The sequence below is a fragment of the Micromonospora sp. ANENR4 genome (assembly GCF_015354395.1).
GTDB lineage: Bacteria > Actinomycetota > Actinomycetes > Mycobacteriales > Micromonosporaceae > Micromonospora > Micromonospora aurantiaca.
In genome coordinates, this window is sequence record NZ_JADKYQ010000007.1 from 319,610 (window position 1) to 333,748 (window position 14,139).

Annotated in this window: 17 protein-coding genes; 6 read left to right on the top strand and 11 right to left on the bottom strand. The window is 73.9% G+C overall.

Annotated elements, in window-relative coordinates:
- Position 1: 1 nt before the first annotated feature.
- The gene (locus IRY44_RS14905; RefSeq protein ID WP_194800990.1) at positions 2-589 is read left to right on the top strand and encodes a DUF1684 domain-containing protein; all 588 of its coding nucleotides are present in this window, start codon (positions 2-4) and stop codon (positions 587-589) included.
- A 39-nt stretch (positions 590-628) separates the two neighbouring features.
- On the opposite strand, the gene IRY44_RS14910 is transcribed toward IRY44_RS14905, so the two are convergent.
- Positions 629-1,216 (bottom strand): general stress protein, encoded by a 588-nt coding sequence (locus tag IRY44_RS14910; RefSeq protein WP_013285375.1) that lies wholly within the window; start codon positions 1,214-1,216, stop codon positions 629-631.
- Between the two features lie 112 nt (positions 1,217-1,328).
- Here IRY44_RS14910 and IRY44_RS14915 point away from each other — a divergent pair, with 112 nt between their 5' ends.
- Entirely contained in the window at positions 1,329-3,116 is a 1,788-nt protein-coding gene (locus IRY44_RS14915; protein ID WP_194800991.1) for a glycoside hydrolase family 15 protein, read from the top strand.
- An 82-nt stretch (positions 3,117-3,198) separates the two neighbouring features.
- Positions 3,199-3,699, top strand: a complete 501-nt coding sequence (locus IRY44_RS14920; protein ID WP_194801052.1) for a metallophosphoesterase — start codon at positions 3,199-3,201, stop codon at positions 3,697-3,699.
- A 2-nt stretch (positions 3,700-3,701) separates the two neighbouring features.
- Here IRY44_RS14920 and IRY44_RS14925 read toward each other — a convergent pair whose 3' ends face one another.
- Positions 3,702-3,926, bottom strand: coding sequence for a DUF3072 domain-containing protein (locus IRY44_RS14925; RefSeq protein WP_135239321.1), 225 nt, complete (start codon positions 3,924-3,926; stop codon positions 3,702-3,704).
- Between the two features lie 101 nt (positions 3,927-4,027).
- Here IRY44_RS14925 and IRY44_RS14930 point away from each other — a divergent pair, with 101 nt between their 5' ends.
- Entirely contained in the window at positions 4,028-4,969 is a 942-nt protein-coding gene (locus IRY44_RS14930) for an FAD-dependent oxidoreductase (protein ID WP_194801053.1), read from the top strand.
- A 10-nt stretch (positions 4,970-4,979) separates the two neighbouring features.
- Here IRY44_RS14930 and IRY44_RS14935 read toward each other — a convergent pair whose 3' ends face one another.
- From IRY44_RS14935 to IRY44_RS14945, 3 genes are all read right to left on the bottom strand, one after another.
- Positions 4,980-6,269 carry a sodium:proton antiporter gene (locus IRY44_RS14935; RefSeq protein WP_194800992.1) on the bottom strand — a complete coding sequence of 430 codons (1,290 nt, stop codon included), beginning with the start codon at positions 6,267-6,269 and terminating at the stop codon, positions 4,980-4,982.
- Positions 6,270-6,370: 101 nt separating this feature from the next.
- Positions 6,371-7,048 (bottom strand): HAD family hydrolase, encoded by a 678-nt coding sequence (locus tag IRY44_RS14940; RefSeq protein WP_194800993.1) that lies wholly within the window; start codon positions 7,046-7,048, stop codon positions 6,371-6,373.
- 9 nt (positions 7,049-7,057) lie between these two features.
- Positions 7,058-9,211, bottom strand: coding sequence for a SpoIIE family protein phosphatase (locus IRY44_RS14945; RefSeq protein WP_194800994.1), 2,154 nt, complete (start codon positions 9,209-9,211; stop codon positions 7,058-7,060).
- A gap of 200 nt (positions 9,212-9,411) precedes the next feature.
- Here IRY44_RS14945 and IRY44_RS14950 point away from each other — a divergent pair, with 200 nt between their 5' ends.
- A complete protein-coding gene (locus tag IRY44_RS14950) occupies positions 9,412-10,272 on the top strand; it encodes a hypothetical protein (protein WP_194800995.1) in 861 nt (286 codons plus the stop codon).
- Between the two features lie 60 nt (positions 10,273-10,332).
- On the opposite strand, the gene IRY44_RS14955 is transcribed toward IRY44_RS14950, so the two are convergent.
- Complete coding sequence (locus IRY44_RS14955; protein WP_194800996.1) at positions 10,333-10,695, bottom strand: DUF6401 family natural product biosynthesis protein; 363 nt, start codon at positions 10,693-10,695, stop codon at positions 10,333-10,335.
- Between the two features lie 163 nt (positions 10,696-10,858).
- On the opposite strand from IRY44_RS14955, the gene IRY44_RS14960 reads away from it, so the two are divergent.
- Positions 10,859-11,305, top strand: coding sequence for a hypothetical protein (locus tag IRY44_RS14960; RefSeq protein ID WP_194800997.1), 447 nt, complete (start codon positions 10,859-10,861; stop codon positions 11,303-11,305).
- 1 nt (position 11,306) lies between these two features.
- Here IRY44_RS14960 and IRY44_RS14965 read toward each other — a convergent pair whose 3' ends face one another.
- The 5 genes from IRY44_RS14965 to IRY44_RS14985 all read right to left on the bottom strand — a co-directional run bounded on the left by IRY44_RS14965 (position 11,307) and on the right by IRY44_RS14985 (position 14,093).
- The gene (locus IRY44_RS14965; protein ID WP_018784964.1) at positions 11,307-11,519 is read right to left on the bottom strand and encodes a hypothetical protein; all 213 of its coding nucleotides are present in this window, start codon (positions 11,517-11,519) and stop codon (positions 11,307-11,309) included.
- Between the two features lie 165 nt (positions 11,520-11,684).
- On the bottom strand, positions 11,685-11,945 hold the full coding sequence (locus IRY44_RS14970; protein WP_194800998.1) for a hypothetical protein: 261 nt from the start codon (positions 11,943-11,945) through the stop codon (positions 11,685-11,687).
- Positions 11,946-12,046: 101 nt separating this feature from the next.
- Complete coding sequence (locus tag IRY44_RS14975) at positions 12,047-12,508, bottom strand: SRPBCC family protein (RefSeq protein WP_013285389.1); 462 nt, start codon at positions 12,506-12,508, stop codon at positions 12,047-12,049.
- 58 nt (positions 12,509-12,566) lie between these two features.
- A complete protein-coding gene (locus IRY44_RS14980; RefSeq protein WP_194800999.1) occupies positions 12,567-12,983 on the bottom strand; it encodes a DUF2795 domain-containing protein in 417 nt (138 codons plus the stop codon).
- A 57-nt stretch (positions 12,984-13,040) separates the two neighbouring features.
- Positions 13,041-14,093 carry a YihY/virulence factor BrkB family protein gene (locus IRY44_RS14985; protein ID WP_194801000.1) on the bottom strand — a complete coding sequence of 351 codons (1,053 nt, stop codon included), beginning with the start codon at positions 14,091-14,093 and terminating at the stop codon, positions 13,041-13,043.
- Between the last annotated feature and the right edge of the window lie 46 nt (positions 14,094-14,139).

The window sequence follows — 14,139 nt, forward strand, 5'->3', positions numbered from 1 at the left end:
GATGGACGATCTCGACCTGCTCGACTGGCGGGAGCGGGTGGCCCGGCTCTACCTGTCCGGCCTCGACCTGGCCGGGTTCCGGGCCGCGCGCGACGAGCTGTTCCGCACCCACCCGAGCAGCCCGGTGCCGCCCGCCGACCGGCCCGCCTTCACCGGGCTGCGCTGGTACCCTCCCGACCCGTCGGCTGTGGTCGAGGCGCCGCTGCGCCCCGCTACCGGGGAGCTGCGCATCGACACCGGCGGCCCGGACGGCGTGGTCGCGTACCGGCGGGTGGCGGTCGCCGAGACGCCGTGGGGCCCGCTGACGCTCTGGTGGATCGAGGCGTACGGCGGCGGGCTGTTCCTGCCGCTGCGCGACGGCACCTGCGGCGACGGCTCGTACGGCGGGGGCCGGTACCTCACCGACACGGTCAAGGGCACCTTCGGCCGGGGACTGACAGTGCTCCCCGGCGACCGGGTCCGGCTCGACGCCAACTACCTCTACAACCCCAGCTGCGCCTACGACGACAGGTGGGCCTGCCCGCTGGCGCCGCCGGAGAACCGGGTGGACGTGCCGCTGCGCGCCGGGGAGCGGGCGTACCACGAATGAGGGGAGGGCCGCCCGGCCCTCCCCTCATTGCCCTACCGGTCAGCGGGCGGTGGCGCCGGTTGGTGTCAGGTGCATCCGGCTGAGCAGTTGCTGGGCCTGACCGGCCATCTCCGCGTCCACAGTCACCGCGTACTGCGCGGCCCGCAGTGAACTGGCCGACGTGAAGTCACGCTGCCCACCGCTCATGGCGTGTGCCACAGCACCGAACACCGCACCCCAGATCGCACCGATCACCAGCCCGACCAGGATCACCGCCAGCCAGTTCCCGGCGGTGAAGATGCCGAACAGCAACCCGATGAACAAACCGAACCAGGCGCCGGTGCCGGCCCCGAGCAGGGCCGCCCGGCCCGTGGTGAGCCGTCCCATCACGGTCTCCACGAGCGTGAGGTCCGTACCGACGATCGAGGTACGTTCCACCGGGAACCGGTTGTCGGCCAGATAGTCCACCACGCGCTGGGCGGACGGATAGTCCGGGTACGAGCCGATCGTGACGGTCGGCGCCCCGGCGTGCGGTCCGTGCCCGTCCCCGCTCGGCGGCGTCGGGCGACCGCCCGGGCCGGACGGGAGGTTGTCGCTGCCCGGCATTCCGGGTTGCCAGGCCGCGGTCGGAGTCGAGGGTCTGGTCATGAGCATCCTCCTTCGTCAACTCACCGCGTTCCCGGCGCCGGGCAGCGGTAACGCGCCGGGCCGGACCGATGTGGCGAGGCATGCCGATGCCCCGGGCCGGGTAGCCACATCCGTGCCGACCCGACACATCAGCGAGCACGGCTTCCTCGCCGACGGGCGCAGCGCGGCCCTGGTCGACCGCGACGGCTCGGTCAACTGGTGGTGCCCGCCCCGGTTCGACGCGCCGTCGGTGTTCGGGCGGTTGCTCGACGAGCACGCCGGGCACTGGAGCATCCGACCCGAGGGCGCGGCCACCAGCACTCGGTCCTACCTGGACGACACGCTGGTGCTGCGTACCGTCTTCACCACGGCGACCGGCACGGTCGCCGTCACCGACGCACTGGCGCTGGAGCACGGCGCGCGGGGCCACGACATCGGGATGCGCTCGCCCCGGGTGCTCGCCCGGCTGGTCGAGGGGCTCACCGGCGAGGTGGCGATGCGTGTCGAGTACGCGCCGCGCTTCGAGTACGGCCGGGTCGGCGCCTACCTCACCGAGCACGACGGGGTGGTGGCCGCCACCGCCGGCGCCTGCCGGCTGGAACTGCGCGCCGACGTCCCGCTGACAGTCGCCGCGGGGGCCGCCGCCGGCCGATTCACCGCCCGCGCCGGCAGCGTCCACCGCTTCACCCTCGGGTACGCCCCGGCGTACGCCGGCGCCGCACCGGCGCTGCCCGACGCCGCCGAGGCGGTGGCCGAGACCGTCGCCGCCTGGCGGTCCTGGTCGGCGCTGCACGACTACCAGGGTGAGTACCGCGACGAGGTGCGGCGCAGCGCCCTCGCGGTGCAGGGCATGACGTACGCGCCGAGCGGCGCCGTCGTCGCGGCGGCCACCACCTCGGTGCCGGAGAAGCTCGGCGGCGACCGCAACTACGACTACCGCTACGTGTGGCTGCGCGACTTCAGCCTCACGCTCCAGGCGCTGTGGCGGGCGGCCTGCCCGGACGAGGCGGACCGGCAGTTCACCTGGGTGGCGCGGGCGATGGGCCGGATCGGCGACGAGCCGGTGCCGATCATGTACGGCGTCGAGGGGGAACGGGACCTCACCGAGCACGACCTCGACCACCTGGCCGGGTACGAGCACAGCCGGCCGGTGCTGGTCGGCAACGACGCCTGGCGGCAGCGGCAGAACGACGTGCTGGGCGAGGTGCTCGACGCCGCCTGGCTGATGCGGTACTACCTCGACCCGATGTCACCGGAGGTCCGCGACCTGCTGCGTACGCTCGCCGACCAGGCCGAACGCGGCTGGCACCGGCCCGACGCGGGGATGTGGGAGGGGCGCGGCCCGCAGCGGCACTACGTGTCGTCGAAGGTCGAGTGCTGGACCGCGCTGGACCGGGCGGTCCGGTTCGGCTCCCGCATCGGCGAGCCCGCCGACGTGGCGCGCTGGGCAGCCGCCCGCGACGAGATCCGGGCGGCCGTGCTCACCCACGGCTGGAACGAGCGGGTCGGCGCGTACACCGGGGCGTTCGGCGCCGACGACCTGGACGCCTCGGTGCTGGTCATGCCGCTTGTCGGTTTCCTGCCCGCGAACGATCCCCGGATGCGCGCGACGATGGACGTGCTGGAGCGGCGGCTGTCCCGCGACGGGCTGCTGCGCCGCTGGGACGGCGACCCGGCCGGGTTCGTGATCTGCTCGTTCTGGCTGGCCGCCTGCCTGGCCGAGGCGGGGGAGCTGGACCGGGCCCGGCGGCTGTTCGAGCGGCTGGCCGCCCGCACCAACGACCTCGGCCTGTACGCCGAGCAGATCGACCAGGACACCGGCGAGCAGACGGGCAACTTCCCGCAGGCGTACTCGCACATCGGCCTGATCATCGCCGCCGGCCGCATAACGGACGCCGCCGCCTCTACGCGTCGATCATGAGGTTGACGGCGAAGTCGATCTCCCTGAGTGCCGCCAACTTCATGATCGACCCGGGGGAGCGGGGGTGGGGGAGGATGAGGGGGTGGAACTGGTCGTGATGGCTGACACGCATGTGCCCAAGCGGGCGCGGGATCTTCCGGGGGCGCTGTGGGGGGCCGTCGAGGCCGCGGATGTCGTCGTGCACGCCGGGGACTGGGTGGACGTGGCGCTGCTGGACGCGCTGGAGAAGCGGTCGCGCCGGCTGGTCGGCGTGTACGGCAACAACGACGGGCCGGAGTTGCGCGCCCGGCTGCCCGAGGTGGCCCGCGTCGAGCTGAACGGCCTGCGCGTCGCCGTGGTGCACGAGACCGGCCCGAAGACCCGCCGCGAGGAGCGCTGCGCCGCCGCGTACGGCGACTGCGACCTGCTCGTCTTCGGACACTCGCACATCCCCTGGGACAGCGTCGCCCCGGGCGGCCTGCGCCTGCTCAACCCCGGCTCACCCACCGACCGGCGGGCGCAGCCGTACGCCACCTACCTGACCGCGCGGGTGGCGGCGGGGCGGCTCGACCGGGTCGAACTGCACCGCCTGCCCCCGCGCTGACCTCAGCGGCCCCGGCCGGTCTCCGCCTGGAGCTCGTCGATCCGCCGGGACGCCTCGGCCTTGGTCAGGCCCTCCGGCACCGGCTCGCCCGCCTCCTGGGCCAGGGTGTGCAGGTACGACTCCTGGGCGGCGGTGGGCGGCTCGTCGCCGGTGACCCAGTCGTCCGGGTCCTTGACGGCGGCGTCCGGATTCACGTTCCTGCCGCTGGTGTTGGCGCGCTCGGCCATGCTCATCACCTCTCCTCGAACAGGTGTACCACTACCCCCGGCCCGGCGGGTTCATGCCGCCCGCCGCCTACGATCACCTGGTGACGGCGGAGCGGGCGGGCGTGGTGGTGGTCGGCGCGGGCATCGCCGGGGTGGCGTGCGCGACCGAGCTGGCGCGGGCCGGCATCCCGGTGCGGGTACGCGAACGGGCCCGGGTCACCGGCGGTCGGATGGCCAGCAAGCGCTTCGACGGCCGCCCTGCCGATCTGGGCGCCGCGTACTTCACGGTGGACGACCCGGACTTCGTCGCCGTGGTGGACCGGTGGCGGGACGCCGGGCTGGCGCGGGAGTGGACCGACACGCTCGTCGCGTACGGGCCGCGCGGACGCGAGCAGGTCGCAGGCCCGATGCGCTGGGCCGCCCCGCGCGGGCTGCGCTCGCTCGTCGAACACCTCGCCGCCGACCTGCCGGTGACGCACGACCGGCTGGTGATGACGGTCGAGCCCGGCCCCCGGGTGGACGGCACCGCTGCCGAGGCGGTCGTGCTCGCCATGCCCGGCCCGCAGGCGGCGCTGCTGCTGGACCCGGCGCTGGCCGAGGCGACCCGGTCGGTCGCCGCACAGCGCTGGTCGTCGGCGCTGACCGGGGTGCTGCACTTCCCGGCCCGTCGCTGGGCGGACTTCCGTGGCGCGTTCGTCAACGACCACCCCGTGCTCAGCCTGGTCTGCGACGACGGCGACCGGCGTGGCGACGCCGCGCCGGTGCTGGTCGCGCACACCACCGCCGGGTTCGCCGCCGGGCACCTGCTCCAGCCCACCGCCGCCCGCCCGGCTGTCGAGCAGGCGGTCCGCGACCTGCTCGGACTCCCCGAGCCGGCGGTGTCGGTCCACGTGCACCGCTGGACGTACGCGTCCCCGGCCGCGCACGCCGGGAGCGCCACGTACCACCTGGACGACGACGGCATCGGCCTGGCCGGTGACGCGTTCGGCCGCCCGCGCGTACAGACCGCCTGGCGCTCCGGCCGGGACCTGGGCCGCGCGCTCGCCGCCCGGCTGGGCGGATAGCCCGGGCCGGTCAGCCGGTGGCGCCCACCGGTTGGGCCGCCGACCCGGCCCGCGTGTCCTCGCCGGTGCGATCGCCCTCCCGGTCCAGCAACTGCATGACCGGTGTCGCGGCGATCCCGTGCGCCACCACCGACACCACCACCACGAGACCGACGGTGGCCCAGACCAGATCCGCCTGCGGGAAGTCGGTCTTGCTGGTGGCGTACGCCAGGTAGTAGAACGAGCCGACGCCGCGGATGCCGAACAGCGAGATCACCCAGTGCTCGGCCGGTTTGCCGGGCGCACCGCGCAGCGACAGCCACCCGGCCAGCGGCCGGATCACCAGCACCAGGGCCAGCCCGGCCAGCGCCGCCGGCCAGGTCAGCGGCGCGAGCAGCCCGCCGATCACGGCCCCGCCGAACAGCAGCAGCAACAGCACCGTGAGCAGCCGCTCCACCTGCTCGGCGAAGTCGTGCAGCACGGAGTGGAACTCGTGCGTTCGCTCGGCGGCCCGGATCGCGCGAGCGGCCACGAACACGGCCAGGAAGCCGTACCCGCCGATCACCTCGACCAGCCCGTACGCGAGGAACGTCGCGGCCAGCGCGAGGAAACCCTCGGAGTGCTTGGCCAGCCGCAGCTTGCTCGGGGCGCGGAAGAACAACTTGCCGAGCAGCCAGCCGACGAGCAGCCCGCCGCCCACCCCGGCGGCGAGCTTGTAGAGCACGTCCACGGCGAACCACTCGGCGAGCCAGCCGGACGGCGCGAGCCCGGTGGTGGCGATCGCGATGGCCGCGTACACGAACGGGAAGGCGAGCCCGTCGTTCAGGCCCGCCTCGGAGGTGAGCGCGAAGCGCACCTCGTCCTCCGAGTCCTCCACATCTGTCGGTTCACCCACCTGCACGTCCGAGGCGAGCACCGGGTCGGTGGGCGCGAGCGCCGCGCCGAGCAGCAGCGCCGCGGCCGGCACCAGACCGGCCCACCACCAGCCGAGCAGCGCCACCGCGGCGATGCACAACGGCATGGCGATCGCCAGCAGCCGCCACGTCGACGACCAACGGGCCCAGCTCAACGGGCGGTCGATCTTCAGACCGGCGCCCATCAGCGCGACGATCACCCCGACCTCGGTGAGGTGGGTGGTCAGCTCCGGCCAGCGCAGCGGGTCAGGTGTGGGCAGACCGGTGGGCAGTACGAACACGAGCATGCCGAGCCCGAGGAACGCGATCGGCATCGACAGCGGCCGTCGCTCCAGGACCCGGGGCAGTACCCCGGCCAGCAGCGCACCGACGCCCAGCAGAGCGAACGCGACATCGACCGGTTCCACGACACCACCCTTCGGCCGCCCGTGGACCGGGCGGCGGAGTCCAGCAGTGCCCCGAAGCGGGCCCGGTTAAGCGTGTGCGTGCCCGTCGATCGGACGGGCCGTCAGCCGAGCGTGGCGATGGCGCTGTCCGGCAGGGCGTCCAGCAGCGCCGCCGGGTCGTCGTAGACCGCCACCGCGCCCGCGCCGGCCAGCTCCGCCCGGCCGGTGCCGCCGCAGGTCAGCCCGATACAGGGGATGTCCAGCTTGCCGGCGGCGGCCACGTCCCACACCGAGTCCCCGACGAACACCACCCGCTCGGCGGCCAGCCCCGACTGGTCCAGCGCGGCGACCAGAATGTCCGGCGCCGGCTTGCTCTCCTGCGCGTCGGCCGACGAGGTGACCGAGTCGATCACGTCGTCCGCGTCCAGCGCGGCGCGCAGCGCTGTCACCTCGTGCTCGGCGGCCGAGGTCGCCAGCACCACCCGCAGCCCGCGTTCCGCGCAGGCGCGCAGCAGTTCCCGCGCCCCGGGCAGCGGCGCCAGCCGCTCCCAGTACTCCGCGTACAGCGTGTCGTGCGCGTCGCGCAGCCGGCCGTCGGCGTCCCGGTCCCGCTCCGCGCCGAGCAGGTGGTCGAGGATCTTGTCCGAGCCCATGCCGATGGACCTGTGGATCCGCGCCATCGGCACCCGGTGGTCGGCCTGGCGCAGCGCCTCCCACCAGCTCACCGTGTGCAGGTACGTCGTGTCGACCAGGGTGCCGTCAACGTCGAACAGGACACCGCGTCGCTTGTCGTCGGCCATGTCCGGCTCCTACCCGGCCGGGGCGTCGCCGACGCGCGACTCACCCGCCGGAATGAGGATCTCGAACCACACGGTCGATCCGCGTACGGCCGGGTCGGTGCCCCACGCGTCGCTCAGCTCCTCGATCAGGCCGAGCCCGCGGCCCCGGCTGCTGAGCGTGTCGGTCTGCGCCCGGGTGACCTGACCCCGGGTGCCCGAGTCGGCCACCGACACCAGCAGCCGCTCCGCGGACAGGTCGACCTCGACCCGGGCGGCGGTGCCGGCGTGCAGCAGCGCGTTCGTGGTCAGCTCGCTGGTGCACAGCACCGCCGCGCCGATCACCGCCTCCGGCACCCGCCACTCGCCGAGCTGCGCGGTCATCCAGTGCCGGACCCGGCTCGGCGCAGTCGGCTCGGCCGGCACCTCCATGCTCGCCGACCGGCTGGGGCGCACCGCGTACTCGACGGCGAGCACCGCCACGTCGTCCTCGGTGGCGCCCGGCACCGACGCGGTCGCCACCGCGCACAGCGCACGCGGATCGCCGCCGGCCGCCCCGGTCACCGCCGCGCCCAGCCCGGCCATCCCGGCGGCCAGGTCCTGCCAGCGCCGCTCCACCACGCCGTCGCTGTAGAGCAGCAGCGTGTCGCCGGGCCGGAACGGCACGGTGGTGGTACGCGCCCGTCCACCCAGGCCCAGCGGGGGTGCGGGCGGCACGTCGACGAACTCGGCCACCGGCGCGCCGGGGCCGGCGCGCCGGATCAGCGGCGCGGGATGACCGGCGCTGGCCAGCGTGACCAACTCCCGGTCCGCCTCGACCACGCCGAAGACCACTGTCACGAACAGCTCCTGGGTTCCGCCCTCGACGCCGAGGCTGGCGACCAGCCGGTCCAGCCCGTCGAGCACCGCGTCCGGCCGGGAGTCGACCAGGGCGAGCGCGCGCAGCGCGGCGCGTACCTGGCCCATCCGGGCGGCAGCCTGCACGTCGTGCCCGGCCACGTCGCCCAGCACCACACCGAGAGCGCCGGTGGGCAGCAGGAACGCGTCGTAGAAGTCGCCGCCCGCGGCGTTGCCGTCCACGCCCGGGTCGTAACGCGCGGCGATGCGCAGCCGGGGCAGGTCCGGCAGCCGCTCCGGCAGCATGCTGCGCTGCAGCATCTGGGCGGTGCCATGCTGGGTCTCGAAACGGCGGGCCCGCTCGGCGGCCTGGCCGACCAGCTCGGCGGACGCGGCCAGCAGCGCCCGTTCCGCCGGTGACCAGGGCCGCGGCGTCCGGTAGCCCACTGTCAGCGAGCCCCGCACCACAGTCGTCCGCAGCGGCAGCGCCGCCAGCGCCCGGATCTTCTCGTCGTGCCGGTCCGCCGCGACGCCGCGCAGCGGCTGCCCGTCGGCGGTGAACGAGGCGACCCCGCTTCGCGCGGTCACCACCGCGGGCAGCGCCGACTCGGCGGACATCCGCCGCCACAGCGGGGGCAGCCGCTCGTCGGCCTCGTCGAGCAGCTCACCGCGGATGCGGCGGACCAGCCGCCACGCGCTGCCCTCGTCCACCGCGAACGACACCCGGTCGGCGTCGAAGGAGTGCAGGCAGTAGCGCAGCGCCACCCGCGCCACGTCGTCGAGCGTGAGCGTGCCGGCCAGCGCCGCCGCGAAGTCGCTCAGGCTCTGCAACTGCTGGGTCAGCTGGGTGGTCTGCGCCGAGACGGTGAGCACGCCGGCGATGCGGCCGGCCGAGTCGCGGACCGGGCAGTGGCCCCTGGTGAACACGGCCGGTTCGGCCGGGCCCTGCCGGTCGGCCGGCAGCACCGCCTCCCGTTGCAGGAACGGCTCGCCGTGCCGGTAGACCCGCTCCAGCGCCTCGCCTGCGCCCGGGTCGCGCCACACCTCGGCGAACGCCTCGGCCGCGGGCCGGCCCAGCGCCTCCGGGTGCCGGTCGCCGATCAGCTCGGCGTACCCGTCGTTGTAGAAGACCACCAGGTCGTCGCCGAGGAGCAGGGCCATCGGGACCGGGGAGGCGAGCACCACGTCCGCGACGGCGCGGACCGCGGGGTCCCAGGTGTGCGGGGCGCCCAGCGGCGTACCGGCCCACGGGTGGGCGGTCCCGGCCGCCTGCCCGCCGACGACGGGATCGGTGGGCGCTCCCGGTGCGGTAGCGGACGGCGTGGGAATCCGACCGACGGTGCCTGGCATGACCGCAGCCTAACCGGAGCGTGGCCGGGCGGTTCCGATCATGCGTCCGTGGCGGATACGGGTGCCGCCCGGCGCGGATGTTCGGGCAGGTCAGGGCCGGTTCGGCGGGCCATGTCGGGAAATTCCCCCGGTCCGGCCCGGCGTGCTGCCCAGGTCACCGGGTATGCGGGCGGCGCAGTTCACGCGACAGGAGGGACATCATGCCGAAAACCCTCGCGGTCGGGCAGGTCGACATCAGTGCGGCCTGGACCGACTTCTGGAGGTCGGTGCTGCTCTTCGTACCGCGGGCGATCGCGTTCATCGCGATCCTCGTCGTGGGTTGGCTCATCGCCCGAGCCGTCCTCAAAATCGTGGACGCGGCACTGGAACGGGTCGGCTTCGACCGCGCCGTCGAACGCGGCGGCGTCAAACGGGCCCTGGAACGCACCAAGTACGACGCCAGCGACATCCTGGCCAAACTGGCCTACTACGCGGTCCTGCTGTTCACCCTGCAGTTCGCCTTCGGGGTGTGGGGACCGAACGCGATCAGCGACCTGATCCGTGGGGTGGTGTCCTGGCTGCCGCGGGCCTTCGTGGCGATCGTGATCGTGGTGATCGCCGCCGCCATCGCCAACGCCGTCCGGGACCTGGTCTCGGGTGCGCTCGGCGGGCTCTCGTACGGCCGGGTGCTGGCCGACGTGACGGCGATCTTCATCCTGGCGCTCGGCATCATCGCCGCGCTGAACCAGGTGGGCATCGCCACCACGGTGACCACGCCGGTGCTCGTGGCGTTCCTCGCCACCGTGGCCGGCATCCTGATCGTCGGTGTCGGTGGTGGTCTGGTCAAGCCGATGCAGGACCGCTGGGACGGCTGGCTGCACCGGGCCGCCGAGGAGTCCCGGGCGATCCGGCAGCAGCGGCAGGCGCAGCAGGCCGGCCGCGGCGACTACGAGCGGCGGATGGCCGACCGGGGCGGGCAACCAGCACCGGCGGCGCCGCAGTCGTCCATGTCGGGCGCGGGCACGTACCGCTCCGGCGAGATGGGCGACGAGACGCAGCAGTTCCGCCGGCCGAACGGCTGACGGCAACGGGTGACGGGGTGTCCGCGGGGTGATCGCGGGCACCCCGTAGCCGTGTCCGGGTCAGGCGAGGTGGCGCGGGTCCAGTCCACGGGCCAGCAGGCACACCGCGAGCAGGCGGGTGAGCGTCCAGTCGGGCGCGGACCAGTCCGGCACGGTCGGCGGCGTCCAGCCGTACTCGGCCGCCGCGTCGCGCAGACCCTCGGCGTACCCGGCGAGCGCCGCCACGGTGAGCGGGCGGCGGTCGCCGTCGAGGGTGTCGCGTACCCCGGCGGCGTGCTGGTCGACCTCGGCGAGCAGCCCGGGGTTCGCGTGGGCCGCGGCGAGGCCGGCGGTGCCGACGGCGGCGATCAGGGAGGTGAGGGTCGTCCGCGCGGCCACGGCCGCGGAGCGGCGGGTCGCGACCCGGTTGTTCGGCACGCGCATGGTGTCCGAGGCTAACGCCGCCCGCCGGGGGCCGGCCTCGGCCGAGCGGGGGATGCCCGGGTCGTCCGGGGGAGCCGTCGCGCCGTCCGGCGGGATTGAGTCGCCCGTGCGGGGGCAGAAGTCCGGTACGCAGAGCACGCGATCGGGGTCACGGAGGGACACGATGGGACAGCGGGCCGACGGACCGGACCGGGCACACCGGCGCCCGGAGGGAGTGAGTGACGCCACGGTCGAGGCGCTGGGCAAGCTCAGCGAGGCCCTGGAGTGCGTCGAGCGGGCCCGTGGGCACCTCTACGAGCTGCACCAGCTCATCGGCCACGCCGACCTGATGCTCGACGACGCGGTGGAGATGTTCCGCACCGCCGGTCACCCGGCGCTCGCCGAGCGGATCGACAGGGAACTGCTCGGCCGCAACGTCATCGCCGGGCGGTGGACGTTCCAGATCGTCGAGGACTTCGACGACGGCTACTACGCGCTCTTCCGGGAGCTGGACCGGCAGGCCCGCGACGAGCTCGTCGCGGGCCGGCGGCACCTCTACGAGGCGGAGATGAAGGAGCGCCGCCGCAGCCGGGGGATGGCGGGGCACGAGGCGCGCCCCGGCACTCGCTGACTCAGTCGGAGGAGCGTGCTTCGGCCGGGCGACGGCGGGCGCCGTCGTCGGCGATGATCACGGTCGCGACCATCAGCGCCACCACCAGGCTGAACAGCCAGGAGCTGTCCTCGGTGAACCGGGCGGAGACCGGAGCCTGGATCGCGGCGAGCAGGAAGCCCAGCCACGCGAGCTTGCGCTGACGGTTGGAGAGGAAACCGGAGCCCTGTTGCATCCCGAAAGTCTTGCGCGCATCAGGGGGAGTGCCGTCAGCCGTTCGGCCGATTCTGGATGGGCTGTCCGTTTTCCTGGCTGTCCGTACCGCACTTTTTGTCGTGTCGGCCGAGCATGAATCCGGCGGCTGCGGGAATCGGCACCGATGCCCGCAGCCACCCCGCGATCACCCGCCGTCCGGGCCGGTCCGCCCGATCGTCGACGGCCGGTAGGCCCGGTCCGCATCGGTCATCTCACGCCGCTCGGCCTCGGGGCCGGCGCCCCGGTCCACCGCCTCCGGGCCGTGGCCGAACGCGGCCTCCTCGCCGGCGTCGTTGGCGGTGACGTCGTCGCCCTGGCCGTCCGTGGCCGACCGGGCGATGGCCTGGTCCAGCTCGTGCAGGGGAGTGCGGTCCTCGTCGCGCCACTGGCGGTCGTTGTCGGTCATTCCCCTGCGGTACCCGGACCGGATGATCGCAAACGGCCGGACACGGCGATGGCCGCCGGCACCGCCGGCGGCCATCCAGACTCGGGTACGGGGGAGGTGGCTCAGGGGGTGGGGCGGTCGACAGCGCCGCGCCAGGCGCCGGTCTCCTGACCGCGCCGCTCGATGAACTGCTTGAACCGCTCCAGATCGCCCTTGGCGCGCCGGTCGACCACGCCCAGCTTGTCGCCGGCCTGCTCGACCACGCCGTGCGGCTCGAACTCCATCTGCAGCGTGACCCGGGTGTGCCCCTCGTCGAGCCGGTGGAAGGTCACCACGCCCGCCTGCTGGGTGCCCCCGGTGGAGCGCCAGGCCACCCGCTCGTCCGGCAGCTGCTCGGTGATCTCGGCGTCGAACTCGCGCTTCACGCCCGCGATCTCGACGGTCCAGTGGGTCATCGTGTCGGAGAGCTGCCGCACCTCCTGCACGCCGTCCATGAAGTGCGGGAACTCCTCGAACTGGGTCCACTGGTCGTACGCGGTCCGGATCGGGACGTCCACGTCCACGTGCTCGGTAACGCCACTCATGTCGGGGTTCCTCCTGTTCCGCCGGTGTGTGTCTCGTACGGGCCGTGGGCCGGCCCGCTCACCAGCGCGTCGTCTCGTTCCTGTGCCCGAGTGCGGCCCACACCTCGGAGATCGTCTGGTAGTGGGCGCCCGCGGGCAGGGTCTCCAGGGCGGCGACGATGTCCGTCGGCGCCTCGTTCTCCCGTGCGTTCGCCAGCAGCGCCTCCCGGTCACCGGGCAGGGCGGTCATCGTGATGAACCGCCCCAGACGGCTGCGCGCCTCGACGTCCTCGGAGCTCATGCCCTGCGGCGTGCCGCTGCGCAGCTCCCCGGCCGGCGCGGTGGTGGCCTCCGGCTGGTCCTCGCCGGCCGGCTCCGGGATCCGGAACTCCTCGGCCCGCGAACCGCCGGTGCCGGCGCTCTGGACGAGACCGCTGACCTCGCTGCTCATCTGATCGTCGACCCTGGGCGAGTGCTTGCTGCTGCCACGTTCCATGCCTTGGGAGATGCCCCGGGGGACCGCCGGTAAACCGGCGCCGCCCGGGAGAGCCGGTCATCCGGGCGGCAACCGGTCGGCCGTCTTCTCCGCATCTGCCGTCTCGTCGCCGGCCTTCTGCCCGTCCGTCTTCTCGTCGTCGGCCGGGGCACGGGGCGGCAGCACCGGGTCGTCCGGCTCCTCGACCCCGGCCTGCATCGCCCGCCCGCGTTGCAGTTCGGCGTTCACCTGCACGCCGAGCATCAACGCGCAGTTGGACAGGTAGAGCCACACCAGGAACGCGATGACCGCGCCGAGACTGCCGTACGTGACGTCGTACGAGCCGAAGTTCGCCACGTACAGGCCGAAGCCGAAGGACGCGAGCACCCAGGCCACGAGTGCGAGCGCGCCACCCGGGGTGAGCCAGCGGAACCGCGGCTGCCGCACGTTCGGCGCGATCCAGAACAGCAGCGACAGCAGCGTCATCGCGACCACGGCGAGCAGCGGCCACTTCGCCACCGACCACGTCGTGCGGGCCACCGCTCCGGCGTGCAGCAGGTCGCCGACCGCGTCGGTGACCGGGCCGCTGACGATCAGCCCGGTGGCCACCACGGCGAGCAGCACGATCGTCACCGCGGCCATGCCGATCTGCAACGGGCGCAGCCGGTAGAACGGCCGGCCCTCCCGCACCCCGTAGATCGCGTTGGAGGCGCGGGTGAACGCGCCGATGAACCCGGACGCGGACCAGAGCGCGCCGAGCAGACCGAAGCTGAGCAGCACCTTCGCCGAGCCCTGCTGCTCGACCACGTTGCGCACCACGCCCACGAACGCGTCGTTGCCGACCACCGAGCCGGCGCCGATCTCCCGGGCCAGGTCGATCACGGTGTCGACGGTGCGCGGGCCGTCGGAGACCAGGCCGACCAGCGCGACCACCACGATCGTGGACGGGAACAGGGCCAGCACGCCGTAGTAGGTGAGCGCCGCGGCCCAGTCCGCGCAGTTGTCGGTGACGAAACCCTTGCCGCTGCGCACCAGCACACCGCGCCAGGTGCGCCAGTTGAGCTGACGGATCCGGCGGGGGAAACGGGACCGCGTCCGGGTGCCGGCCGTCTGTGGTGTCGTCGCGGTCATGTCCGCCTCCTCCAGGGCCCGCCACGGGCGTGGGCGGGCGGTACCC